The organism is Vibrio cidicii (assembly GCF_009665415.1).
GTDB lineage: Bacteria > Pseudomonadota > Gammaproteobacteria > Enterobacterales > Vibrionaceae > Vibrio > Vibrio cidicii.
In genome coordinates, this window is record NZ_CP035922.1 from 505,867 (window position 1) to 530,017 (window position 24,151).

Consider the following 24,151-nt stretch of genomic DNA (forward strand, 5'->3'; position numbering starts at 1 on the left):
TGAACTGAATTGACTCTGTCTCACCAGACGGAGGGGAAAACTATGACAAAAAAACACAAATCGGCCAAGGTGCTTAATCACTATTCCGTTTGGAAGTACTTGGTGTTGATTACTACCTTAGTGATTCTCACTTTAAGCGCGATTCCGACTTGGTATGGTGAGCAACCATCAATCCAGATCGCTTATGCGAAAGATAGCGCGCCTCAGCATGACCTTTTGCAATTGAAAAAGTGGTTAGATTCACAAGCGATCGCGGTGGATAAGATCACCGAACAAAATGGCGTAACGACCTTGGTTTTTGCCGACGAAAATACACAAAGCCTCGCTAGAAAACGTCTAGATGGCGTTTTACATGATGATGCAACCCTCACATTTTCTTACCTCTCGATTGCGCCGCAATGGCTGACTGACTTAGGGTTCAATCCGATCAAACTCGGGCTAGATCTGCGTGGTGGGGTACAGTTTCTGCTTAATGTGGATGTAGACAAAGCGTTTGAAGAGCAACGAGACGCCTTGGCGGATGACATTCGTTCGATGTTACGCAGCGAGAAACTGCGCTCTGTGCAAATCCAGGCGAGCAAAAGTTCTGAGCTACGAGTGCTCAGCGAGAGTGCGCAGGCCAAAGACAGAGTTGCAACGTTTATAAAAACCAATTACGTCAATTGGCAAACGCGCACGCAAGCAGGATCTCTGGTTATTAAGCCATCAGAGGCCTACGTGAGCGAGTTCCAGAGCACGACGCTCAAGCAAAATCTTAAGATCATGCGTGATCGCATTGAAGAGCTTGGTATTACGGAAGCCTTGGTGCAGCGTCAAGGCGCGCACAGTATTCGTATTGAGCTACCGGGAGTGCAAGACCCTGCTCAAGCGAAAAATGTGATTGGTGCAACGGCCAGCCTGGCTTTCTATGAAGTGAAAGATCCGGGTGCCGCTCATTCGTCACAAGATCTTATCCTCAGTGACAATGATGGCCGCCAAGTGATTCTGGATAAACGCCCAGTGCTAACCGGAGAGCACATTGTCAACGCCCGCGCGGGCGTGGATAAGATGGGCATGTCGGAAGTGAATATCTCGCTCGACCATAGTGGCGGCAAGAAGATGAGCGATTTCTCCGCCAAACATTTGGGTAAACCGATGGCGACGGTTTATCGTGAATACATTACACAAGAAAATGGTGAGATCTCACGTAGTGAGCGTGTGATCAGTGTGGCCACGATCCAATCTCAACTGGGCAGTCAATTTCGTATCACCGGTGCCGGCAGCATGGACGAGGCGCAGCAGCTGGCTCTGCTACTGCGAGCTGGCTCGTTGACCGCTCCTGTCTCGATTGTTGAAGAGCGGACCATTGGCGCTTCGCTTGGAGCGGAAAACATCGAAAACGGCTTTGCCGCTCTGGCGCTGGGCATGGGGCTGACGCTGACTTTTATGGCGCTTTGGTATCGTCGTTTAGGTTGGGTAGCCAATGTGGCACTTGTCGCTAACATGCTTTGTTTACTTGGCCTCATCGCTTTGCTTCCGGGCGCGGTACTAACATTGCCCGGCATCGCTGGCTTAGTATTGACCGTCGGTATGGCCGTCGACACCAACGTGATCATTTTTGAGAGAATTAAGGACAAGATGCGTGAAGGGCGCAGCTTAGCACAAGCGATTGATGCTGGGTTTGACAGCGCTTTCTCAACCATTCTCGATGCCAATATCACCACTATGATTACCGCCGTTGTTCTCTATGCCATCGGTAATGGGCCAATTCAAGGATTCGCACTAACGTTGGGATTGGGCCTGCTGACCAGTATGTTCACGGGTGTTTTTGCTTCTCGAGCCATGATCAATCTGATCTGGGGACGAGATAGTCGCCGCAGTGTGAGGGTTTAACTATGATCAATTCTATGAAAAAGCACATCCGTTCGATCCGTTACTTAACCAGCGTTATTTCACTCGCATTGATGCTTGTTTCTTTGGGAGCATTGGCAGTGCGCGGTTTAAATCTAGGGTTAGATTTCACGGGCGGTATGGTCACTGAAGTGGCGTTAGTGCCAACGGTTACCAATCATCAGTTACTCGATGCAGTACAACCGATTTTGGGTGAATCGGCTACGGTGACTAAGGCGGGGGAAGAGGGGCGATGGGTGATTCGCTACTCATTGCCTGAGGAGCAAACCAGTCTTCCAGATCTAGCCAGCGGATTGGCATCCGTCTCCTCGCAGGTATCCGTGATTAGCAATAGCGTGGTTGGGGCACAAGTTGGGCAGGATTTACTTGAACAAGGCGGCATGGCCATGCTGGTCTGCCTTTTGGCGATTTTGGGTTACCTCTGTCTGCGTTTCGAATGGCGTTTAGCGGGGGGATCTTTAGTGGCGTTACTTCACGATGTGGTACTGGTGCTGGGCTTCTTTGCTATCACGCAGATGGAATTCAATCTGACGGTTTTCGCTGCCATTTTAGCGATATTGGGTTACTCGCTAAACGATTCGATCATTATTGCTGATCGCATTCGTGAACTGTTGATCGCTAAACAAGACGAAACCACGGAACAGATCAACGATCAAGCCGTGATAGGGACGTTTTCACGTACCATGGTCACGTCGGGCACCACGCTTATCACCATCGCCGCACTCTGGTTAATGGGCGGTAGCGCCTTACTGGGTTTTTCCACCGCGATGTTTATTGGTGTGCTTTCTGGTACTTGGTCGTCAATTTCTATTGGCACGGTCTTACCAGAGTGGTGGCAGCTTAAACCAGTCCATTACTTGCCGCCAGAAATCGACACTGCTCCTTAGCTCACAGAGTATTAGTCGAACGGTAAATAGCGTTACGCGATAAAATAGTAAATAAATAAAATAAAGCCACACAATAATGTGGCTTTATTTTATTTGACAATTTAATATTTAGTTATATATGTCAATTTCTGTTTCTTTTATTTGGACATTTATTGATAAAAAAAGAATTTACATAGATGAAGAAATATATCGATAATTCGTTGAGAGTGTCTGCAAGTTATACACTTCAACGATGAAACAAGAAAAAACATCAAATTCTATTCAATACAAACACTTACGAATCCATCTATGAAGATTAAGATTTTAAATTAATTTAAATTCAATGAGTTATATTTCAATTAACTATTCTATAACATTTCATTTCTTATGAGATCTAGCTCAACATTAGGTGTGATTTTTAAAATTTTATTTGAAATGTAATATTTCTAAGTTAGCTTATTTAGATAGATTAACGTTAGATGAAGACGTTACAAATAATATCTAAATTGTCAGTTGGCAAATATTTGCCAATCGGTCCATGTGCTAGATTTTTTGCTGTTAAGAATGGAGTTCTTAAATGAAAAAGGTCGCTTTGATCACTGGTTCAAAAGGCGGAATTGGTTCTGCAATCTCTTCTCAACTTGTACAAGATGGCTATCGCGTAGTGGCTACCTATTTCACAGGTAACTATCAATGTGCGCTAGATTGGTTTAACGAAAAAGGCTTTACCGAAGAGCAAGTGCGCTTGTTTGAGCTTGACGTAACGAACACCCAAGAGTGTGCCGAGCGTTTGAGCCAACTTCTCGAAGAGGAAGGTACCATTGATGCGGTTATTAATAACGCGGGTATCACTCGTGATGGTGTGTTCAAAAAGATGGGAGCAGAGGCGTGGCATGATGTCATTAACACTAATCTCAACAGCGTGTTTAATGTGACACAACCGCTTTTCTCCGCCATGTGTGAAAAAGGTAATGGTCGCGTTATCAACATCTCTTCCGTAAACGGGCTAAAAGGCCAATTTGGTCAGACTAACTACTCCGCTGCAAAAGCTGGCATGATCGGGTTCTCCAAAGCATTGGCGCTGGAAGGGGCAAGAAATGGTGTCACGGTTAACGTGATTGCTCCGGGATACACATTGACGCCAATGGTTGAGCAGATGAATCCGGAAGTGCTGGAAAACATCAAAGCTCAGATCCCAATGCGCCGCCTAGCCACGCCGGATGAGATAGCTAAATCGGTCTCTTTTCTGGTGAGTGACGCAGGTGCGTATATCACAGGTGAGACATTGTCGGTTAACGGCGGCTTATACATGCAGTAAAGGAGTAGCCTTATGGAAAAAGTATACATTGTTGCCGCTAAGCGTACTCCGATTGGTGCATTTGGTGGGGCGTTAAAAAACACCTCAGCGGGCGAGTTAGCGGCGGTTGCTATCAAAGGGGCGTTGGCGCAAGCGCAGGTTGCTGTAGAACATATCGACGAAGTCATTGTGGGCAATGTGGTAAGTGCAGGGCAAGGAATGGGTGTTGGACGCCAAGCCTCTGTTTATGCGGGTATTCCCGCTAGTGTCCCTGCTTATACATTGAATATGGTGTGTGGCAGCGGGATGAAAACTGTGATGGATGCCGCGTCCCATATCCGAAGTGGTGATGCCGAAATCGTCGTTGCGGCTGGGGTTGAAGTGATGTCGCAGATCCCATTTGCGATGCCGGGTAGTGTACGTGATGGCAACAAGATGGGTCATCTAACGATGCAAGATTTACTCATCGCAGATGGCTTGACCGATGTGTTCAATCAATACCACATGGGTGTGACGGCGGAAAACGTCGCCAAACAAGTGGGCATTAGCCGCGAAATGCAAGATCAATACGCGCTTGCGAGTCAACAAAAAGCCGTTGCCGCCATCGAAGCTGGCAAATTTAAGCAAGAAATTGTCCCGGTTGAAGTCAAGCAACGCCGCGAGACAGTTTTGTTTGATACCGACGAATATCCCAAAGCCAATGCGACATTGGAAGGACTGAAAGGTCTTCGTCCCGCATTTGACAAAGAAGGTAGTGTGACAGCGGGGAATGCTTCTGGCATTAACGATGGTGCGAGCGCGATTATTTTGGCTTCAGAACACGCAGTGAAAAACTATGGCTTGCAGCCTTTAGCGGAAGTTGTGAGCTACGCCCAGTCTGGATTAGCACCTGAAATTATGGGTCTTGGTCCCGTTGAAGCAGTAACCAAAGCGTTGGCGAAAGCGCAATTGTCAACTGATGACATTGATGTGTATGAGCTTAATGAAGCCTTTGCGGCTCAGGCGCTTGGCGTTATTCATAAGTTGGCAGAGCAACATCAGGTATCGGTTGCGTCCATTCAAGATAAAGCAAATCTTAACGGTGGCGCGATTGCATTGGGGCATCCACTAGGAGCGTCTGGTAACCGTATTTTGGTTACATTGATTCACGAGCTGCACAAACAAGATGGTCAGTTTGGTGTGGCTTCGTTGTGCGTCGGCGGTGGGATGGGTACTGCCGTGATTGTGAAAACAGTTAAGTAATTCGATTAACAACCTCTACATTTCGTTAGGAGACAAACCATGTACACGGATTTTTTCAAAACTTTTACTGATCAAACAGAGAAAAACCTACAACCTTACTTCAAGTTCAACAAGCTGGTGACAAAAAACGTTGAAGTGCTGACTGAACTGCAATTAAACGCGATTCGTACCTACAGCGAAATGGGTTTGGCGCAAATGAAAGCGGCATCTGAAATTAAAGATGTTACTTCACTGGCCACATTTAACAGCCAGCAACTGGGTGTGTTGACTAAGCTATCTCAGCAAATGTTGGACGACAGCAACAAGCTACAAGCGATTGCCAAAGAGTTCAAAGACGATGTTGAAAAGATGACTTCGGAAAACATCAAAACAGTTACACCAGCGTAATTTGTTCTGTGTTCACGCCGCCTAACTAGGCGGCGTTTTTTCCGAGTAAGGGAGTATCATTATGTTGCAACACTTCTTTTCGGACTATCTTGTACAGCTCCAAGAGACCAATCAAAAATGGTGGCAAGACTTTGAAGCAAGCAAGGCAGCCGTCAATTCTCCTTTGAACAAGGCAATGCAAGAAGTGAACTTTGAGGATGCGGCAAGATTTGTTGAAAAAGCGGCAAATCAGCCGGCAGCATTGCTGAAGTTGCAGACGCAGTGGTGGGAACAACAACTGCAAATTTGGCAAAATGTGGCGCTTTCCGGCAACACTCAAAGTGTTATTGACGCTGAGCAGGGAGACAAACGTTTCTCTAATGAAGCTTGGCAAGCAGAAGCGATGTACAGCTTTATCAAACAGTCATACCTGCTGTTTAGCAAAACGTACATGGATACCATTGATGCCATTGAAGGGCTCGATGAGAAAACCAAAGAACGGATCAGTTTCTTCTCTCGTCAAGCAATTAACGCGCTTTCACCGTCGAACTTTATCGCAACCAACCCTGAGTTGCTTAAGCTAACGATTGAGAAAAATGGTGAAAATTTGCTTACTGGGCTGGAGCTACTCAAAGAGGATGTGGCTGCGAGTGCGGATATCCTTAAAATTCGCATGACCAACAATAACGCGTTCCGTCTCGGAGCCGATATCGCGACCACGCCGGGTGATGTAGTCTATCAGAATGAACTCTTTGAGTTGATTCAATATCGCCCCATGACAGAGCAAGTCAATGCCACCCCACTGCTGATCGTCCCGCCGTTTATCAATAAATACTACATTCTTGATTTAACCGCTAAGAACTCGATGGTTCGCTGGCTTTTAGAGCAAGGCCACAGTGTATTTATGATCTCTTGGCGTAACCCTGGTGCAGCGCAGGCGAACGTTGAGTTTGGCGACTACGTGACCGAAGGTGTGGTCAAAGCAGTGACCGCAATTGAAGAGATCACCGGTCAAGAAGAGATCAACGCAGCAGGGTATTGTATTGGTGGAACGGTACTGGCGTGTACGGTAGGTTACTACGCGGCGAAGCGGATGAAAAAACGCATTAAGTCGGCAACCTTTTTCACCACGCTTTTGGATTTTTCTCAGCCTGGCGAAGTAGGCGCTTACATTAACGACACCATCATCAGTGCAATTGAGGCGCAAAATACCGCTAAGGGTTACATGGATGGTCGTTCGCTCAGTGTGACATTCAGTTTGTTGCGGGAAAACAGCTTGTATTGGAACTACTACGTGGATAACTACCTCAAAGGCAGTAGTCCGGTGGATTTCGATCTTCTGTACTGGAATAGCGACAGCACCAACGTTGCCGCAACCACGCACAATTTTATGTTGCGTGAACTGTATCTCAACAACAAGTTGGTTGAGGAACGTGGTGTCAAGGTTGGCGGCGTATGGATCGATCTGAATAAGATCCGCATCCCAAGCTACTTTATCTCCACTAAGGAAGATCATATCGCCTTGTGGCAAGGAACCTATCGTGGCGCTTTGAATATGGGCGGGAATAAAACCTTCGTTCTGGGCGAGTCTGGGCACATTGCAGGTATTGTTAATCATCCGGCGAAAAACAAGTATGGTTATTGGCTGAATGACAATCTTGATGAGTCGGCAGAAGAGTGGCTGAGCAATGCACAGCGCAAAGACGGCTCTTGGTGGACGCATTGGGATCAATGGCTACTGCAGTACAATCCGCAAGAAAAAGTCGCACCTTATCGACAAGGTTCTGAACTCAACCCCATCCTCAAAGAGGCACCGGGCGAGTACGTTAAGCAAGTCCTACCTATTTCAGAATGAGTTACCTCAATGCGCTATGGCTCTACGTAGCGCATTTTCTCAACGCCCATCCTACCTATCTAAATCATGCAAAAACTGCGTAAATTCAATCATGTTTTCTATCAATGAAATATTGCACACTGTTCATTAGTTGTCTTAGTCAGTAAGGAAGCACAACAAACTGGGAAGTTACTGGATAACGCAATGTTTTTTAATTGAAGGCAGTAGCAAACATGACAAATCAATCCATTCTAACTCTCGTGATCGCAGGTGCACTCTCTTTTGGCGCGCAAGCCGAACCTTATCTAGGTGGTTCACTGGGGATGGCGACGTTTAAAAATGCAGCGGGCAACGCAAATACTAGCTATGGTTCTGGCTCAGTAGACCTCGATCTGAAAAATGACCAAAGTGTTGCAGGTAGTATCTATGGTGGTTATCAATTTAACTCATTCTTGGCTATTGAAGGGGCGATCGGCGGTTACGATGCTCTAGAAGATACCTATGTCACGGTTGGCAATATGCACTTTTTGTCTATTCAACCTAAGCTGTCATTTGCCCTCACGGATACTTTTGATCTGTACGCCAAGGCAGGCCTTGCTTACTTTAGTGCGGAGTTTAAAGTCTCTAACGCCTTTATCAGTCAGCCAGGTTATAGCACATTGTCTGAAAGCACGGTCACAGGCATGTATGGTTTGGGGGCTGAGTTGAAAGTATCACCGAAATTCCACATTCGCGCTTCTTGGGACTTCATGCAACCAGAATTGGATATCGTGAAAGTGGGCGCTGAAAAATTGAGCGTCGAATCGGATATCAGTGTCTTTTCTTTGGGTGCAAGTTACCATTTTTAAGTCATCTTCTGATAGGGGGCCCACTTCGGTGGGCCTTTGTGCTATTTTTAAAAGTAATAATTACAATCAGTAAGCCGTTGTGAACGAAGCAAATATACGAAGACTCAATCAGCTTTTGAATCGGTATGAACGCTATCATTGCTATCAAGTGATTCTGGATGAACTGGAGCAAGTTTTGTCGACGTCAAGACGAAACGTCTCGATTATTTTGAAAAATTTATCCGATTTGGAGTGGATAGAATGGCGCCCGTCGGTCGGACGTGGCAAAGCGAGTCAACTGATCATCCGCAGTTCACTGAGTGATGCCTTGCAGCAAGTTTTGAAAGAGGAACTCAAACAAGGCCGTTTTCAACTTGTCACACGTTTATTAGAGCTCTACGGGGCCACTACCGTGAATGCACTGGCCTTAGCAACAGCAGCGCAAAATGATTGGAATGAAGCGAATAGTGCGTTATTGATTACCCATTATCCGTGGGTGGACTCACTGGACCCGCAGCGAACGGTGCGCCACGCAGAGCTACACGTGATCCGAAGTATTTACGATACGCTGCTAAAGCAAAATATAGAGGGGAAACTGAAACCATCGCTTGCGCATGATTGGCAAATGGAAGGTGATATGCTCACCCTCTGGTTACGTCCAGACATTCAACGTCATGATGGAAAAATACTGAGTGCCTCTGATGTGGTTTGGAGTTTGAAGCGTCTGCAAGGAGAGGGACCCGTTGTACATTTGTTTGAACAAGTAGAGAGTGTTAGCGCATCGAGTCCTACGCAGGTTGAGATACAGCTAAAACGAGCCAATACCCTTTTCCCTTATGTTTTGGCCATGCCTCACGCGTCGGTTGTCTGTCCTGAGGTCATCCATTTTGATGACAAGCATTGCTACCACTGTGGAACTGGCCCGTTTCGTCTCCATCACTGGAACAACGAGCATTTGGTGTTAAAACGCCATGAGTACTATTTTGCCGAAAGCGCCTTGCTAACACAGATCACGTTGTCGCATGCAGATGAAAAGCTCGCGAATGTCATGAGCTTTAATCAGGGGGAGGGAGCAACCGAGACGACTATGCTTAGTGCCTTTTCCTATCTCACTTACAACCAACGAGCGCAAGCGGGCATTGCTGAAGAAGATTGGCACACGCTTTTTACCTATCTAGAGCAACGTAAAGGACAATATGCTCCACAACGTGCGGTAAGTGGTTTGTGCAGCCAAAGCGAAATTTCACTGATCTCTTCGCTCGCTATTCCTCAGCTTCACGGCACGTTGGTGTTGGCTGAACCGAAATGGACCTTACCGTATTTGCAGGCGACAGCAGATTGGTTGCACCAAGCAATCCGAGCGACAGGTTTGACGCTGCAAGTACTAGAGCTCACCGAAATCAGCCACCCAGAGTCTGTGCGAGCCGAGGCCGATTTACTGCTGATTGAAGAAGTGATTGAATCTCCACTTGAGTATGGAGTATACGAGTGGTTGCTGATTGCATCCGGTTTGCGTTTTGTCTTTACCGAGCACGAGTGGCGAATGCATCACGAGAAAATCGCTGCTGCGGTGGCTGCGGATAACCCTGTAGAGGGATTGGCGGACATTGAACAGGCGTTGTATCAGCACAGACGTATTCTGCCTTTGTTTGCAGGTAAAGAAGCAATCACTAAGGCGCAGCAAGTAAAAGGGATTCAAGTTAAAAAGACGGGCTACAGTGATTTTTATCAACTGTGGATTGGCGAGCCTCAGCGTTAGGGCACTGAATTAAATAAAAACACCAAACGAGCGATCGTTTGGTGTTTTTTTTGTAACAAGAATTCAGTCGAGATGAGCTCAGAGCTCTTTGTCTTTGCTAAGTGATAGCAGCCATAGTGAAATGGCGGCCACACCAGCAAAGCCAGCTAAAATAATTACGGGCATGGCACTGTAGCCGAGAACATGCCAAATAACCGATTCCAATGTACTCATGTTTGCTCTCCTTACTGCCAGCCTTCAACGCCGTGCATGTCAGGCAGTTTGTGGGCTATGCCTTTGTGACAATCGACACAGGTTTTTTCACCCGAAGCCAGCGCGGTGGAGTGTTGGCTGGCACTGCGTTCGCTCTGTTCAGAGAAGTCCATGAACTCAAACTGGTGGCAGTTGCGACACTCTAACGAGTCATTCCCTTTCAGCCGCGCCCACTCGCGTTCAGCCAAATGCGCGCGGCGTGCTTGGAATTTCTCCGGTGTATCAATGTTGCCCATGAAGTGGGCGAACAGCTCTTTGGACGCCTGAACTTTGCGCACGATTTTGTCTGTCCACTCGTGCGGTACGTGGCAGTCAGAGCAGATCGCACGCACCCCCGAGCGGTTCGAGTAGTGAATGGTTTCTTGGATTTCTGCCACAATCGGGGCGTGGCAACCCGAGCAGAACGCTTCGCTGTTAGTCGCTTCCATCCCGGTGTTAAATGCGCCCCAAAACAGCAAGCCGCCAGCAAATCCCATAAACAGCAGCACACCAGCGGCCGCTTTGCTCGGCGTGCTGAGTCGCTTCCAAAACGCTTTCAATATTTTCATAGATAGCCTCTTCGTTTCAATAATTGGCTACTACTTACGCAGTGAGTCAACGCGTTCAAATTCATTTTCGACCAGCGGTTTAGCGCTTGCCTGAGGCACGTGGCACTGAAGGCAGAAGTAGCGACGCGGCGACACATCGGCCAGCACGGCATCTTCACGGTTCATATAGTGGGTCACGCTGATCTTGGTTGCGCCCATCTCTTTGGCATTTTTCCAGCTGTGGCATGCAAGGCACTTGTTGGCATTGAGTGACACTTCATAGCTGCGAATGTTATGAGGGATCAATGGTGGCTGATAAATGTAATCACTCTCTAACACTTGCTCACGCGGGTATTTTTTCATCACATCAGCAGGGCGAGTATCCTCTAAAGGTGTGTTGCCACGAAGGGACTCAAGACCGCCTGTGCCCCCTGGGTTTTCTAACTGGGCTTGTGCAACACTGCTGAGCAGGGCAACTAAAGAAAGTGCGCTGATGGAAAGCAGCGTCATGACTAATTTTTTCATCGTTTCATCTCCGCCTAATGGCTAAATTCTTTGTCAGGCTGCCCTTGTAGGCAGCCTATGCATTCGGTTCCTATTACGCGACCTTAGTGATCTTGACCGGACACTTCTTAAAGTCGGTTTGTTTCGACAGTGGGTCAGTGGCGTCTAAGATCAGCTTGTTGATCAGAATGCGAGCATCAAAGAACGGTACGAACACCAAGCCTTGTGGCGGGCGGTTGCGCCCACGCGTTTCAACGCGAGCGCGTACTTCCCCGCGCTTATTGGCGATCAGCACTTCATCACCACGGCGTAATCCGCGTGCTTTGGCGTCATCGGGATGGATGTAACAGAGCGCATCAGGCACTGCTTTGTACAGTTCAGGTACGCGACGAGTCATGGTTCCGGTATGCCAGTGTTCCAGTACACGGCCAGTACATAGCCACATGTCGAATTCCGCATCCGGCGACTCAGGTGGCGCTTCGTAAGGCGAGGAAATGATCAGCGCTTTGCCATCCGGTTTCCCGTAGAAATCCCAACCTGAGCCTTTCTTCGCGTAAGGATCGCTGCCTTCTTTATAACGCCACTTAGTCTCTTTACCGTCGACCACAGGCCAACGCAGACCGCGCACTTGGTGATACACATCGTATGGCGCTAAATCGTGGCCATGGCCCCGACCAAAGCTGGCGTACTCCTCAAACAACCCTTTCTGTACGTAAAAACCAAAGTGGTGCGCATCGTCATTGAGTTCGCGCGCTTCAGAAAGCGGATATTGGTCAACCTGCCCGTTGGTAAACAGCACCTCATACATGGTTTTGCCACGGTATTGAGGCATCTTAGCCAAAAGCTCTTCTGGCCATACTTCTTCCATCTTGAAGCGTTTGGAGAATTCCATCACCTGCCAAGAGTCCGATTTAGCCTGACCAACGCTGCTGACTTGTTGATACCAAGCTTGGGTACGACGCTCAGCGTTACCGTAAGCGCCCTCTTTTTCGATCCACATGGCGGTTGGCAGAATCAGATCCGCCGCTTGCGCTGTTGCGGTAGGGTAGGGATCGGATACCACGATGAAGTTTTCAGGATTACGGTATCCCGGCAAACGTTCGCCATTGATATTTGGGCCCGCTTGCATGTTGTTGTTACATTGTACCCAGTAACAGTTGAGTACGCCGTCGTTTAGCATGCGATCTTGCAAGACCGCGTGGAACCCCGGTTTAGGTGGAATGGTGCCTTCAGGCAGTTTCCAGATTTTCTCCGCGATGGCGCGGTGTTTTGGATTCGCGACCACCATATCGGCAGGCAAGCGGTGGGCGAAGGTGCCAACTTCACGCGCGGTGCCACACGCCGACGGTTGACCGGTCAGTGAGAAGGGGCTGTTGCCCGGAGTGGCGATTTTGCCGGTCAGTAAGTGCAGGTTATACACTAAGCTTTGCATCCACACGCCACGCGTATGTTGGTTCATACCCATAGTCCAAAGCGACATCACTTTGGTATTTGGGTCAGCGTACTGCTTCGCTAAAAGAAGCAGCTTCTCTGCGGGAACCCCAGACATCTCGGCCGATTTTTCCAGCGTATACGGTGCAACGGACGCTTTGTACTGCTCAAAATTGATCGACTGCATATCGCCTGAATTGGCGTGTTTGGCTTTTTTCTGTAGCGGATGGTCATCACGCAGGCCATAACCAATATCGGTAGTGGCTTGTTTAAAGTGAGTGTGTTTGTTAACGAAATCCCAGTTAATGGCGTCGTTTTGAATGATGTAGTTGGCAATGTAGTTGGCAATAACTAAATCGGTCTGCGGTTTAAAGATACAACCGGTATCCGCCAGCTCAAAAGAACGGTGGTAATAAGTTGACAGCACGTTCACTTTGACGTGCGGATGGCTGAGACGACGGTCGGTGATGCGAGTCCAAAGCACAGGGTGCATCTCGGCCATGTTCGAGCCCCAAAGCACAAAGGCGTCAGCGTGCTCAAAGTCATCATAGCAGCCCATCGGCTCATCCATGCCAAACGTGCGCATAAAGCCGACCACTGCCGAAGCCATACAGTGGCGCGCGTTCGGGTCGATGTTATTGGAGCGAAAACCCGCTTTCATCATTTTCACGGCGGCGTAGCCTTCCATCACGGTCCACTGGCCCGATCCAAACATCCCAACGCTGGTGGGGCCCTTTTTCGCCAGCGACGCTTTCCACTTCTCCGCCATGACATCAAACGCCATATCCCAAGAAACGGGCGCGAAATCGCCATCTTTGGCAAATTTGCCGTCTTTCATGCGCAGTAAAGGTTGTGTGAGACGATCTTGCCCGTACATGATTTTCGAGAGGAAGTAGCCTTTGATGCAGTTCAAGCCTTTGTTCACTGGCGCTTCAGGATCGCCCTGTGTCGCGACGACTTTGCCGTTTTGTGTGCCGACCAAAACAGAACAACCCGTACCACAGAAACGACAAGGCGCTTTGTCCCAAGTGATAGCGGTTTGATCAGAGCTGGCGATAAGATTAGCTGCCGAAGCGGGCAGGGTAATTCCGGCGACTGCCGCGGCTGAGGCTGCTGCGTTTGCTTTTACAAACGCGCGTCTTGTCATTTTCATACTTCACCCTCGAGTTGGGATTGTTGAGTTCCAGTGTCTTCGTCCTTGTCATCCGTTAAGGATTCAATCTGGTGATAAACCAGAACGGTGCTGAGAACGTTTGGTAAGTGGCTGATGGCTTCGATCGTATCGGTAATGAAACCTTGATTGACGGTTTCAAGTACCACGACAATTTTTCCTTCTGGGCTGTCTCCATAAATCTCGGTGTTGTCCATCGCCTCAATCTGCGCTTTGACGACAGCAAGAGAGTCGGCGACGACATGGACCACTAAGCTTGAGATGTGCACTTCGTTTAGCGCCATAATTTGCTCTCGTTCTAATTAGTTGTGCTCACATGGATGGATGATGCCGGGCAGATGGAGACGCAAGCGCCGCAGCCGTTACATTCATCCAGATTCAATTGCGCTTGTGCGACTTTGCCGATCTGTAGAGAAAAACGGATCGCCTGAGGTTCGCACGCCTCCGCGCAGCTACGACATTCAATATTGCGCTTGGTCAGACAAGCCTCATCAATGCTGGCTTTGGCTGACCAAGGTGGATTTTCTTGGCTGACAAACAAGGCTTCAGGGCACACAGCCGCACATTGATAGCAAAACGTGCATTCGCCTTGGGTGAAATCGACACGCGGAAAACCGCCATCGCCTTTCACTATGATGTCTGTTTCACAGGCCGAAACGCATTTCCCGCAACGAGTACACTCATCGCTAAAGCGCTGCCGATTTGCCAACCAAGGCAGAGCAACCGCCTCTTGATTGGCGGTGTGTCGGGTAAAAAAACGACGGCGGGAAAGATCGGTCACGGTTCACCTTATGGCTGTTCAACAGTCGTCAATGATGCATATCGTTAGTCAACTTCACGGTTTTGTTCATAAATTGTCATTTAACCGTACACAAATTGTAGTTTTTGACATATTTGTATAAATACCTCTTAGGGGGTAATTGCAGGTGAGGCTTGTTTTGGATCAATAAATTCCTCACACTTCCGGCTCATATTGTGCTCCCGCAGAAGAGGGAACTAGTGGCAAATGGCAAAATCAGATCAGAGGTTGTGTTGAAAAAACAAGTGAAGAAGTCCGTCACTAGAACGATTGCCAAGGCGATGGGGTTGATTTTGCTGCTGTCTGTCGTCACCACGGGTTTTGCTATCGTGACCTTAGCGTCGAGCCTCAATGACGCCGAAGCGGTCAACGTCGCGGGCTCGATGCGTATGCAAAGTTACCGATTGGCACATGACATCCAAACGAATGCGGCTGACTACGCCTCGCACATCTTTCTCTTTGAGCGTTCCATCTATTCCCCGTCGATGAAAGCTTTGCAGAACTGGACTGTCCCTCAAGATATCACCGACGATTATTACCGTTTGATCATGCGCTGGCATGAATTGAAATCTGTGCTGCAAAGCGAGGAGCGCGAACGCTATTTGCTATTGGTGGCTGGGTTTGTCGGGCAAATCGACGCGTTTGTTTTTAAATTGCAGCACTTTTCTGAACAAAAGCTGATCAAACTGGCTTGGGTCGGTGGTATGGGGCTTGGTGGAATCTTGCTGGTAAGCGTATTTGTGGTCCATTTTGTGCGCCGTGAAGTGGTTCATCCGCTCAATGCTCTGGTGGTGGCGAGCAAACAAATTCAATCTCGCTCCTTCGATGTGGCTTTGAATGTCTCCAGTGATAACGAGATGGGCATTCTAACCCGCACTTTTAACACCATGGCGGCGGAGCTCGGTAAGCTCTATCACGGTTTGGAAAAGGCGGTGAATGAGAAAACACACCGTTTGCAACACGCCAATCAGTCGTTGCAGGTGTTGTACCAATCCTCACAAGAACTGACGGCATCCCGCATCAGCCAGGAAAATTTTCACGCCATTTTGCGACATTTTGTCAGCATCGAAGGTATTGTCGCCGCTAAACTCGAAATCGTTGAGGTGGGCGAGCGCAGCCTTGTGTTACAGGAAGGTAAAGTGTGTTCCAACCGCTGCAACAAAAAAGCGCTCACCTTGGATGGTCAGCATCTGGGCTATTTGCACTGGTGTGCGGGGCTTCCTTGTCCGGATCAAGCATTGATCGACAACTTTGTGCAGATCCTCTCGAGGGCGGTTTATTACAATCATGCCCAACGACAAGCAGAGCAACTGCTGTTGATGGAAGAGCGCGCCACTATCGCACGGGAACTGCATGATTCATTGGCACAATCGCTCTCTTATCTGAAGATTCAGGTTTCGTTGCTGAAACGCTGCATTAGTAAGATCAATGTGGATGCACAGGTCGAGAAAACCAATTTGGTCATCGCCGAGCTGGACACCGGGTTAAGTGCCGCTTATACCCAACTGCGTGAGTTGCTTACTACCTTTCGCCTGGCGATTAAAGAGGGAACCTTTGGTCAGGCGCTGCAGCAAATGGTCGAACAGCTAGGCGAACAGACGGAGGCTGAACTCACTTTAGACAATGAGCTGCTCTCGGTTGAGTTGGATGCGCATCAGCAAGTGCATTTGTTGCAACTCATTCGGGAGGCGACGCTCAATGCGATCAAGCATGCCAACGCAACGGCGATTCACATTGAGTGTAAAGAAGCAAACAATTGGGTGACTATCGCCATTACAGATGATGGCGAAGGGTTTGACTCAAGCAGCAGCAAACTTAATCATTACGGCATGACGATCATGCAAGAACGTGCAGCGCGGCTAAATGGCGAGTTGAGCGTGAGCGCAGCCGCGGGCCAAGGTTGTAAAGTCGTATTGAAGTACCAAAGAATAAAGGAAGAAAAAGCGTGACAGTGTGCAAAGTAATGTTGGTCGACGACCACCCATTGATGCGTCGTGGCATCAGCCAGTTACTGAGTTTCGAAGATGAATTTTCCGTAATTGCTGAAGTTGGAACTGGAGCCGATGCCGTTGCCAAAGCGCACGAAACCGAACTCGATCTTATCTTGCTCGATCTCAATATGAAAGGCATGTCGGGTTTAGATACCTTAAAAGCTCTGCGCGCCGATGGCTGTGAAGCGAGGATCGTTATTCTCACTGTTTCCGACAGCCCGGCCGATATTGAAGCGATTGTCAAAGCGGGCGCAGACGGTTATCTGTTGAAAGACACCGAACCGGACGAGTTAGTCGAACTGCTTAAACAGGCTCGACTAGGTGATAAAGCGTATAGTCAGGCGGTGGCTCGCTATTTACAGGCTCGTCACGATAACCACGATGCGTTTGACGATCTCACTGACCGAGAGACGCAAATTTTGCAAGAGGTTGCACAAGGATTTCGCAATAAGCAGATCGCCGATCGTCTCTTTATTTCTGAGTCGACCGTCAAAGTGCACATGAAAAGTTTGCTGAAAAAACTCAATGTGCCTTCTCGAACCGCCGCGACTATTCTCTATCTAGAGCGCTACGGCGAGGTGAGATAAGACTTAAGTCCAACAGATCTGCTGCCCGCTTGCCGCTACTATGAATAAAGCAGCGCAATGATAGAAGAGGGATAACATGGAAGTGGGTTTATTCTGGGCCGAAAAAGGCTTTTTGCTGGTGGGTATACTGTTTGTGCTGACTGGCATCATCCAATATGGTAAGCGCAGCCAAGATTGGCGAGGCGTGGTGACCATGTTTTACAAACGCATTCCGATGTCGGTGAGTGAATATAAATGGTACCGTCTTGGCATTGGTTTGTGTCTGTTTGCGGTGATAATGCGCATTGGTTTAATGGTCATTTTTCCCGTTTACACGCTCTAACTTCACCCGCTTTTGAGCGGGTTTTGCTTATTTTGATACATGTCTTTGTGTAACTAATTCTTATTTAAAACATTTTTGTTATCACCTTCATATAAATTTATTTCCACGTCGGATCTAATTTCGTATTCTTGTCAATTCAGTTCATACTTAGAACCGAACAATAACTACAATCACGTCAGTTCCACACGTCATTCTTGAGTTGTCTGTTACACTTAAGAACAGGCGATAATTATTAAAAAGGGTGGTTGAATGTCTTTTCCTGTTCTCATCTGTGATGATTCAGCGCTTGCAAGAAAGCAGATGGCACGCTCCCTGCCTGCTTCACTTAATGCCGACATAACCTTTGCAGTGCATGGACTCAATGCGCTAGAGGAGTTGGGCAAGCAAAAATTTAAATTTATGTTCCTCGATCTCACCATGCCAGAGCTCGATGGATTTGAAACGCTTGAAGCCATGCGCAGCCGAGGTGATGACACCCCGGTAATTGTTGTTTCCGGTGATATCCAGCCCAAAGCGAAAGAAAGGGTGTTTGCCCTTGGGGCGAAAGCGTTTATTCAAAAGCCGATTGCGCCAGACGAACTTAAAGCGACGCTGAGAGAGTTGGTTGAACCTGCCTCAGTGCCGCAAGTGATCACGCCGAAAACGCTTGACTTGCCGGTATTGCGTCGAAGAGATATCTACATGGAAGTGGCCAACGTTTCGATTGGTCGTGCGGCTGATGCATTAGCGCGACATTTTGATGTGTTTGTCCATTTGCCTCTACCGAATGTGAATATTTTTGAACTCAGTGAACTGCACATGGCGCTAAGAGATTTGGCAGAAAGCGCCAACGTTTCGGGCGTGTGCCAAGGTTTTAGCGGTGAAGGGATTGCGGGTGAAGCGCTGGTTCTGCTGAGTGATTCCAGCGTATCGGATCTGAAAAAACTGATGAAGGTACCCGCTGACAGCGAAGAGCTTGAGGAGTTGGAGCTTCTTATGGATGTATCCAATATTCTGGTTGGCTCCTTTCTCAACGGCCTTGGCCAGCAGGCGGAAGTGCGTTTCTTTCAAAGTTCTCCCGTGCTGTTAGGGCAACATATTTCGATCGATTCCGTTATCGAAAGTACCGCAGGTTCTTTTACCAAAACCATGACTTTTGAAGTGAGTTACACCATTGAAGGCACAAGCATACGGTGCGATCTGCTGTTTATGTTCGTGGATGAGTCTTTACCGCTTTTAGACAATAAACTCGCTTACCTGATGGAGGACTTTTAATGCTTAATCTTCCTGCAGAGTTTGAACAATTCCACTGGATGGTGGACATGGTACAAAATGTCGATATGGGCTTGATTGTGCTGGATACCGAGTACAATGTGCAGGTATGGAACGGCTTTATGACCCACCACAGTGGCAAGCAAGCGCATGATGCGATTGGCAAATCGATTTTTGAGCTGTTTCCTGAGATCCCACAAGAGTGGTTTAAGCTGAAAACAAAGCCAGTGTATAACTTAGGTTGTCGCAGTTTTATCACTTGGCGTCAGCGCCCTTATCTGTTTCGTTGCCGCAACGTGCGCCCTGTTACCCAGCAGGCTGACTTCATGTATCAGAACGTGACGCTCAATCCAATGCGCACACCCACTGGGCAAGTGAAATCGCTCTTTCTATCAATTCAAGATGCGACCGCCGAGGCAATCATGGCCCAGCAGCAGAACTCGTAGTAAAAATCGTTAAATGTCAGTATAAGCCAAGGAATTCCTTGGCTTTTTACTTCATCACCAGCCACGGTTCCGGGAGTGCAATGGTATGCCATCACAAAACACTCAATACCTTTATCAAGCTCGTCAAGTGAGAGAGGGAGAAGTTGTGGTCGCCAAAGCGCAGGGCGTCAGCTTATATCAGTTGATGGAACGCGCGGGAGCGGCAGCCTTTGCCCTGCTGATGGAGCAATACCCATCACTACGTGAGCTGTGCGTGGTGTGCGGCAAAGGCAACAACGGTGGCGACGGCTATGTGGTCGCTCGTTTGGCGCAAGAGCACGGAATGGTGGTGCATTTAGTGCAAGTTGGCGAGCCGGAACGATTGCAAGGAGACGCGCGTGAGGCGATGCTGGCATGGCAGCGCGGCGGCGGAACCATCATGAGTGAAAAAGCGTTACCACTTTTGTTGAATCAATGTGATGTGGTGGTGGATGCGCTGCTTGGCACGGGGTTAAGCGGCTCGGTTCGCAGTGAGCTGGTGACGCTGATCGACATGCTCAATCACAGTGATAAACCTGTGTTGGCCATTGATATTCCGTCGGGCTTGTGTGCCGATAGCGGGCAAATACTTGGCGCAGCGGTGCACGCAGCACACACCATCACATTTATTGGTATCAAGCAAGGCCTCATGACCGGACAAGCGAGAGCATGCCGCGGCAAGCTCCATTTTGCTGGATTAGAGGTCGCTGAGCACTTTGCTCGCCAGGTGAAGACGCACATTGAGGCGATAGACAAAAACAGCTTGGCTGATTGGCTACCAAAACGCTCGCCCGTTGCGCACAAAGGCGATCATGGCAAACTGCTTTTGATGGGCGGAAATCGCAGCATGGCGGGGGCAATTCGCCTTGCCGCTGGTGCGGCGGCAAGAAGTGGCGCTGGCTTGTTGGTGGCGTTGACGCACCCTGAGTCCGCTTTGCCACTGCAAGTGAGCTGTCCTGAAGTCATGACCGCCGCTTGGATGCAAAACTCGGCGGAGTTGGAAAAGCGCATCGGTTGGGCTGATGTGCTGGTCGCAGGGCCTGGATTGGGTTTGGATGAGTGGGCGAAGAGTCTTTGGTTGTCGATAAAGGCGTTCCATGGACCGTGTGTACTGGATGCAGACGGGCTCAACTGGCTGGCAAGACACCCGGATCACAACGATCTGCGCGTCATTACCCCCCATCCCGGCGAAGCGGCACGTTTACTTGGTTGCAGTGTAGCGGAAATCGAGGCGGATCGTTTTGCTGCTGTTCAAGTGCTGCAAGCGCAATATGGCGGCGTGGCGGTGTTGAAAGGGGCGGGAACTCTGATTTGTGATGGCAATAAAACCTACGTGTGTGATGCGGGCAATCCCGGCATGGCTAGTGGCGGCATGGGGGATGTGCTAGCTGGAGTGATTGGCGCACTGCTGGCGCAGAAGTTACCACTGCTGTCGGCGGCTAGGCTTGGGGTGTTGCTGCATAGCTGCGCCGCCGATCTTTGCGCGCAGCGCCACGGTGAAATAGGGCTGCTCGCATCCGATTTGCCGGATGAAATTCGTCGCTTACTGAATGGAAAAGCCTGATCAATCGGCGATCAGGCAACAAGGTATAACATTAGAACGAGAAGTTAACGCCCGCACTGATCGAGGTCGCATGCTCATCGTTTGGTAGCATTTGGTATGTGACCGCCGCATCCAGCGTCAAGCGCTGGTCAAACGGCGACGCTAAACTGACCCCGGCGCTGGCATACGGCTTGACACTGCTGTCTTTATCCACTTTCTCCACCGAATTGGTTGCATCCCACGTCGTCAGCTCTGACTCAATGTAGCTCGCCCCCGCTTTACCATATACGCTCAAAATGCCGAGGTGTTGGTCAACACGTAGACCAAGGCCGTAAGAGTTGTATGTTTGCGCGAAATCGTTAGAAGTCGCCGAGACACTTTTGTTCAAGGTTTCAACTTTTTTGTAGCTCAGATCGGCTGAGAGAAAGTCGGTTAGTTGGTGGTTATAACCCGCCTGAATAAAGTAGGCGAGCTCATCATTTGAGTTGTTGGTGACCATGGTCGCTCCGACATTGGTATACAGAGAACCTCGTTGTCCTTTGGCGTGCGCCATCGCTGTCGGTAGGGTAGCCAGCAATGCCAGCGTTACAAGAGTCATCTTTTTCATATTCAACACAGCCTTCGTTGTCCGTTTGCCGAGCGGCAAAAAATAGGTACGTTAAATAATACTTAGCAAGAATCAGTCCTTTTTTCCTATAAATTGCCTATTTTTTCTCGGAGAGAAGTTTGCTACGCACATCGAAACCGCGCTGACTTACTGCGCACTTTGACAAAAACCATCAAGTGATTAGAGATAACGGGGAAAGGATTGCGCAAGCGATTGCTCGGGCATTTAGCGATAACATACTGAAATAAAACAGGAAAAATGGAAGAAGGAAAATTGAAGGTGTTTAAGGTATGAAAACTCGGCAATGGTAGCACAAAAAAAAGTGAAAAATCAGACTTGTCGAAAAAAAATCACAACCTATAATGCTGAAAACCGGAGCGTCTGCCAACGCTCCGGTTTTTTTGTGTCCGAAAAACAGTAACCTCGTCTGCCAACTTGGTTACTACGCACTCTGCGATGACACATACAGTTATGAATCAAGGAATTACACAATGCGTATCGAACAAGAACTTAAGTTAGGTTTTAAAGATGTCCTGTTTCGCCCGAAACGTTCTACCCTGAAAAGCCGTTCTCAAGTAAATTTAACCCGCGAGTTTACATTCAAACATAGTGGTCGTCAATGGTCTGGTGTGCCTGTGATTGCCGCTAATATGGACTCGGTGGGTAGCTTCGAAATGGCGAAAGCCTTGGCTGAACATGGTGTAATGACCGCCGTTCACAAACACTATACCGTGCAAGATTGGGCCGATTTCGTCAAAGGGGCGAACCGTGAAACGCTCAACAAAGTGATGGTTTCAACTGGCACATCAGAAGCGGATTTTCAAAAAACCAAAGATGTGATGGCGCTTTCTGACGAGCTGATTTTCATCTGTATCGATATCGCTAACGGCTACTCTGAGCATTTGGTGGAGTACGTTCAGCAAGTGCGTGCCGCATTCCCAGACAAAGTGATCTCCGCAGGTAACGTCGTCACTGGCGATATGTGTGAAGAGCTGATCCTTGCTGGCGCAGACATTGTTAAAGTGGGCATCGGCCCAGGTTCAGTATGTACCACTCGCGTGAAAACGGGCGTTGGCTACCCACAGCTTTCTGCCATCATTGAGTGTGCGGATGCCGCGCACGGCCTTGGTGGTCGCATCATCGGTGACGGCGGCTGCGCCTGCGCGGGCGATGTAGCCAAAGCTTTCGGCGGCGGCGCAGATTTCGTGATGCTTGGCGGCATGCTGGCAGGCCATGAGGAATCAGGTGGTGAGCTGGTGGTGAAAGATGGCGAAACCTACATGAAGTTCTACGGCATGTCTTCAAAGAGCGCGATGGACAAGCACTCCGGCGGCGTTGCGGGCTACCGCGCTGCGGAAGGAAAAACCGTACTATTGCCATACCGCGGCAGCGTTCACGGCACCATTCAAGACATCCTAGGCGGCGTGCGCTCAACCTGTACCTACGTAGGCGCGGCGGAGCTTCGCGAGCTCACCAAACGCACCACGTTTATCCGCGTTCTTGAGCAAGAGAACAACGTGTTTGGTAAAGAGAAGTAATCCGACACTTCGAAAATTACAAACTATCTAGAGCCGCTTTTGCGGCTCTTTTTGTTTAAAATTTGGCAAGTGGTGAGTTGGCACTAGAGTATGAACTCACTATTACGCAACCAGTGCGAATGAATGAACGTTGTTTGCTCAATTTTAGTCCAAATATTGAGCGGGGAGTGAGTGATATTTGAACGCAATAACCTCTTTATCGGACCGTTGAAAAGCAAATTACTCTATTAGCTCAAATATTAAACACAAGTGCGGTCGTCCTGATCACGCAACAAAGTCTGATATGAGATAAAATAAGCGTAGCCGTTGTCATAGAGATATAGTCTGTCATAGAGATATAGTCGTTTTCTAAAAGATCGCATCGAATTAAAATTCTAGTTGTTGATATTTTTATTAATCACTGAACTTAGTTCACTAAATGAAAGTTAGTTGTTCCTGTGATCTCTGATTGTAATATTACCAGTTCAGCTATGATATACTAGCCTAGCAAAACAAATAAATCACGATGCTTCTCTCCAAGGGAGCTACGGTGGCGGTGATATTTTCTTTGACTGGAACAAAGGGTTAAAAACATGGAAATAAGAGGTAAGAAAGTCCCTAAGCTGGTTATTGTCGCGTTGTTAATACATAGTGTGGCGTTCCCCTACTTTCTCTATCGAATTGCAACCAGATTGCCAGTGGAAGAGGCATTAGTGAATGTGACACAAAACACAAAGTATACTATTTCGTCACGCTATGAGCGTGAGAAATTTGGCTTAGAGGAAAGTGGAGAGCTAGGAATGATGTATGACTGCATCATTCAATCCGATACGAAATGGAAAAATTTTCAGGCAGGAAAAAAATCGGAAATAAAAACTTCAGGAAGACTTTTACTTGAATTGGAAGATATAGATATTACTTTAAATTTTTCGATTACAGATGGAAATGCAACTAAGCTTATTGTTTCTGGAGTCGATGAAAATGGAAATAGACTAAATGTAAGCCCAGCTTATTTGAAGTGTCCAACGAGTTTATTAAATGAGAAAAATCATTAGAGGAATAGTCAAATTTCAAAGAATAAAATGACAAAATTCAGCACGTTAA

At 48.2% G+C, this 24,151-nt stretch carries 23 protein-coding genes; 16 read left to right on the forward strand and 7 right to left on the reverse strand.

The window, feature by feature from the left end; translation table 11 throughout:
* Window positions 1-42: 42 nt before the first annotated feature.
* From secD to EWA64_RS17850, 8 genes are all read left to right on the forward strand, one after another.
* Window positions 43-1,872 carry a protein translocase subunit SecD gene (secD, locus tag EWA64_RS17815; protein WP_061895964.1) on the forward strand — a complete coding sequence of 610 codons (1,830 nt, stop codon included), beginning with the start codon at window positions 43-45 and terminating at the stop codon, window positions 1,870-1,872.
* Window positions 1,873-1,874: 2 nt separating this feature from the next.
* Window positions 1,875-2,777, forward strand: a complete 903-nt coding sequence (gene secF / locus EWA64_RS17820) for a protein translocase subunit SecF (protein WP_061895963.1) — start codon at window positions 1,875-1,877, stop codon at window positions 2,775-2,777.
* Between the two features lie 556 nt (window positions 2,778-3,333).
* Window positions 3,334-4,074, forward strand: coding sequence for an SDR family oxidoreductase (locus tag EWA64_RS17825; protein WP_061895962.1), 741 nt, complete (start codon window positions 3,334-3,336; stop codon window positions 4,072-4,074).
* 12 nt (window positions 4,075-4,086) lie between these two features.
* The gene (locus tag EWA64_RS17830; RefSeq protein ID WP_061895961.1) at window positions 4,087-5,295 is read left to right on the forward strand and encodes an acetyl-CoA C-acetyltransferase; all 1,209 of its coding nucleotides are present in this window, start codon (window positions 4,087-4,089) and stop codon (window positions 5,293-5,295) included.
* 39 nt (window positions 5,296-5,334) lie between these two features.
* Window positions 5,335-5,682 carry a phasin family protein gene (locus EWA64_RS17835; protein ID WP_045569509.1) on the forward strand — a complete coding sequence of 116 codons (348 nt, stop codon included), beginning with the start codon at window positions 5,335-5,337 and terminating at the stop codon, window positions 5,680-5,682.
* Between the two features lie 61 nt (window positions 5,683-5,743).
* Window positions 5,744-7,516, forward strand: coding sequence for a class I poly(R)-hydroxyalkanoic acid synthase (gene phaC / locus EWA64_RS17840; protein ID WP_061895960.1), 1,773 nt, complete (start codon window positions 5,744-5,746; stop codon window positions 7,514-7,516).
* A 212-nt stretch (window positions 7,517-7,728) separates the two neighbouring features.
* Window positions 7,729-8,343 (forward strand): outer membrane beta-barrel protein, encoded by a 615-nt coding sequence (locus tag EWA64_RS17845; protein ID WP_061895959.1) that lies wholly within the window; start codon window positions 7,729-7,731, stop codon window positions 8,341-8,343.
* 79 nt (window positions 8,344-8,422) lie between these two features.
* Window positions 8,423-10,081, forward strand: a complete 1,659-nt coding sequence (locus tag EWA64_RS17850; RefSeq protein ID WP_061895958.1) for an ABC transporter substrate-binding protein — start codon at window positions 8,423-8,425, stop codon at window positions 10,079-10,081.
* A 78-nt stretch (window positions 10,082-10,159) separates the two neighbouring features.
* Here the strand turns inward: EWA64_RS17850 and EWA64_RS17855 are convergent, their stop codons facing one another.
* The 6 genes from EWA64_RS17855 to napF form a co-directional block, all read right to left on the reverse strand.
* On the reverse strand, window positions 10,160-10,294 hold the full coding sequence (locus EWA64_RS17855) for a TIGR02808 family protein (RefSeq protein ID WP_061895957.1): 135 nt from the start codon (window positions 10,292-10,294) through the stop codon (window positions 10,160-10,162).
* 11 nt (window positions 10,295-10,305) lie between these two features.
* Window positions 10,306-10,881 (reverse strand): NapC/NirT family cytochrome c, encoded by a 576-nt coding sequence (locus EWA64_RS17860; RefSeq protein WP_039445136.1) that lies wholly within the window; start codon window positions 10,879-10,881, stop codon window positions 10,306-10,308.
* 30 nt (window positions 10,882-10,911) lie between these two features.
* A complete protein-coding gene (locus tag EWA64_RS17865) occupies window positions 10,912-11,385 on the reverse strand; it encodes a nitrate reductase cytochrome c-type subunit (protein WP_061895956.1) in 474 nt (157 codons plus the stop codon).
* 73 nt (window positions 11,386-11,458) lie between these two features.
* Entirely contained in the window at window positions 11,459-13,948 is a 2,490-nt protein-coding gene (gene napA / locus EWA64_RS17870; protein WP_061895955.1) for a periplasmic nitrate reductase subunit alpha, read from the reverse strand.
* Window positions 13,945-14,250, reverse strand: a complete 306-nt coding sequence (locus tag EWA64_RS17875; protein WP_039427157.1) for a chaperone NapD — start codon at window positions 14,248-14,250, stop codon at window positions 13,945-13,947. The genes napA and EWA64_RS17875 overlap by 4 nt, the downstream gene beginning before the upstream one ends.
* 14 nt (window positions 14,251-14,264) lie before the next feature.
* Window positions 14,265-14,747: a ferredoxin-type protein NapF gene (gene napF / locus EWA64_RS17880; RefSeq protein WP_061895954.1), complete on the reverse strand. Its 483-nt coding sequence runs from the start codon at window positions 14,745-14,747 to the stop codon at window positions 14,265-14,267.
* Window positions 14,748-14,998: 251 nt separating this feature from the next.
* On the opposite strand from napF, the gene narQ reads away from it, so the two are divergent.
* The 6 genes from narQ to EWA64_RS17910 all read left to right on the forward strand — a co-directional run bounded on the left by narQ (window position 14,999) and on the right by EWA64_RS17910 (window position 20,944).
* Window positions 14,999-16,714, forward strand: coding sequence for a nitrate/nitrite two-component system sensor histidine kinase NarQ (gene narQ / locus EWA64_RS17885; RefSeq protein WP_061896005.1), 1,716 nt, complete (start codon window positions 14,999-15,001; stop codon window positions 16,712-16,714).
* Entirely contained in the window at window positions 16,711-17,343 is a 633-nt protein-coding gene (locus EWA64_RS17890) for a response regulator (RefSeq protein WP_061895953.1), read from the forward strand. The genes narQ and EWA64_RS17890 overlap by 4 nt, the downstream gene beginning before the upstream one ends.
* Window positions 17,344-17,419: 76 nt before the next feature.
* Complete coding sequence (locus tag EWA64_RS17895) at window positions 17,420-17,665, forward strand: hypothetical protein (RefSeq protein ID WP_061895952.1); 246 nt, start codon at window positions 17,420-17,422, stop codon at window positions 17,663-17,665.
* A 249-nt stretch (window positions 17,666-17,914) separates the two neighbouring features.
* Window positions 17,915-18,919: a response regulator gene (locus EWA64_RS17900; protein WP_061895951.1), complete on the forward strand. Its 1,005-nt coding sequence runs from the start codon at window positions 17,915-17,917 to the stop codon at window positions 18,917-18,919.
* On the forward strand, window positions 18,919-19,362 hold the full coding sequence (locus EWA64_RS17905) for a PAS domain-containing protein (RefSeq protein ID WP_039445117.1): 444 nt from the start codon (window positions 18,919-18,921) through the stop codon (window positions 19,360-19,362). The genes EWA64_RS17900 and EWA64_RS17905 overlap by 1 nt, the downstream gene beginning before the upstream one ends.
* 85 nt (window positions 19,363-19,447) lie before the next feature.
* A complete protein-coding gene (locus tag EWA64_RS17910) occupies window positions 19,448-20,944 on the forward strand; it encodes an NAD(P)H-hydrate dehydratase (RefSeq protein ID WP_061895950.1) in 1,497 nt (498 codons plus the stop codon).
* A gap of 31 nt (window positions 20,945-20,975) precedes the next feature.
* Here EWA64_RS17910 and EWA64_RS17915 read toward each other — a convergent pair whose 3' ends face one another.
* The gene (locus EWA64_RS17915) at window positions 20,976-21,530 is read right to left on the reverse strand and encodes an outer membrane protein (protein WP_061895949.1); all 555 of its coding nucleotides are present in this window, start codon (window positions 21,528-21,530) and stop codon (window positions 20,976-20,978) included.
* 491 nt (window positions 21,531-22,021) lie between these two features.
* Between EWA64_RS17915 and EWA64_RS17920 the strand changes: the two genes are divergently transcribed.
* Window positions 22,022-23,068 (forward strand): GMP reductase, encoded by a 1,047-nt coding sequence (locus tag EWA64_RS17920; RefSeq protein WP_039427169.1) that lies wholly within the window; start codon window positions 22,022-22,024, stop codon window positions 23,066-23,068.
* 572 nt (window positions 23,069-23,640) lie between these two features.
* Window positions 23,641-24,102, forward strand: coding sequence for a hypothetical protein (locus tag EWA64_RS17925; protein ID WP_061895948.1), 462 nt, complete (start codon window positions 23,641-23,643; stop codon window positions 24,100-24,102).
* Window positions 24,103-24,151 lie beyond the last annotated feature (49 nt).

Bases quoted from the DNA above. Each gene is read 5' to 3' on its own strand.
- secD (WP_061895964.1), top strand. From the start codon at position 43: ATGACAAAAAAACACAAATCGGCCAAGGTGCTTAATCACTATTCCGTT.
- EWA64_RS17830 (WP_061895961.1), top strand. From the start codon at position 4,087: ATGGAAAAAGTATACATTGTTGCCGCTAAGCGTACTCCGATTGGTGCA.
- EWA64_RS17920 (WP_039427169.1), top strand. From the start codon at position 22,022: ATGCGTATCGAACAAGAACTTAAGTTAGGTTTTAAAGATGTCCTGTTT.
- EWA64_RS17865 (WP_061895956.1), bottom strand. From the start codon at position 11,385: ATGAAAAAATTAGTCATGACGCTGCTTTCCATCAGCGCACTTTCTTTA.
- EWA64_RS17910 (WP_061895950.1), top strand. From the start codon at position 19,448: ATGCCATCACAAAACACTCAATACCTTTATCAAGCTCGTCAAGTGAGA.
- EWA64_RS17825 (WP_061895962.1), top strand. From the start codon at position 3,334: ATGAAAAAGGTCGCTTTGATCACTGGTTCAAAAGGCGGAATTGGTTCT.
- EWA64_RS17875 (WP_039427157.1), bottom strand. From the start codon at position 14,250: ATGGCGCTAAACGAAGTGCACATCTCAAGCTTAGTGGTCCATGTCGTC.
- napA (WP_061895955.1), bottom strand. From the start codon at position 13,948: ATGAAAATGACAAGACGCGCGTTTGTAAAAGCAAACGCAGCAGCCTCA.
- EWA64_RS17860 (WP_039445136.1), bottom strand. From the start codon at position 10,881: ATGAAAATATTGAAAGCGTTTTGGAAGCGACTCAGCACGCCGAGCAAA.
- EWA64_RS17895 (WP_061895952.1), top strand. From the start codon at position 17,420: ATGGAAGTGGGTTTATTCTGGGCCGAAAAAGGCTTTTTGCTGGTGGGT.
- EWA64_RS17925 (WP_061895948.1), top strand. From the start codon at position 23,641: ATGGAAATAAGAGGTAAGAAAGTCCCTAAGCTGGTTATTGTCGCGTTG.
- phaC (WP_061895960.1), top strand. From the start codon at position 5,744: ATGTTGCAACACTTCTTTTCGGACTATCTTGTACAGCTCCAAGAGACC.
- EWA64_RS17905 (WP_039445117.1), top strand. From the start codon at position 18,919: ATGCTTAATCTTCCTGCAGAGTTTGAACAATTCCACTGGATGGTGGAC.
- EWA64_RS17915 (WP_061895949.1), bottom strand. From the start codon at position 21,530: ATGAAAAAGATGACTCTTGTAACGCTGGCATTGCTGGCTACCCTACCG.
- EWA64_RS17835 (WP_045569509.1), top strand. From the start codon at position 5,335: ATGTACACGGATTTTTTCAAAACTTTTACTGATCAAACAGAGAAAAAC.
- EWA64_RS17855 (WP_061895957.1), bottom strand. From the start codon at position 10,294: ATGAGTACATTGGAATCGGTTATTTGGCATGTTCTCGGCTACAGTGCC.
- EWA64_RS17900 (WP_061895951.1), top strand. From the start codon at position 17,915: ATGTCTTTTCCTGTTCTCATCTGTGATGATTCAGCGCTTGCAAGAAAG.
- EWA64_RS17845 (WP_061895959.1), top strand. From the start codon at position 7,729: ATGACAAATCAATCCATTCTAACTCTCGTGATCGCAGGTGCACTCTCT.
- secF (WP_061895963.1), top strand. From the start codon at position 1,875: ATGATCAATTCTATGAAAAAGCACATCCGTTCGATCCGTTACTTAACC.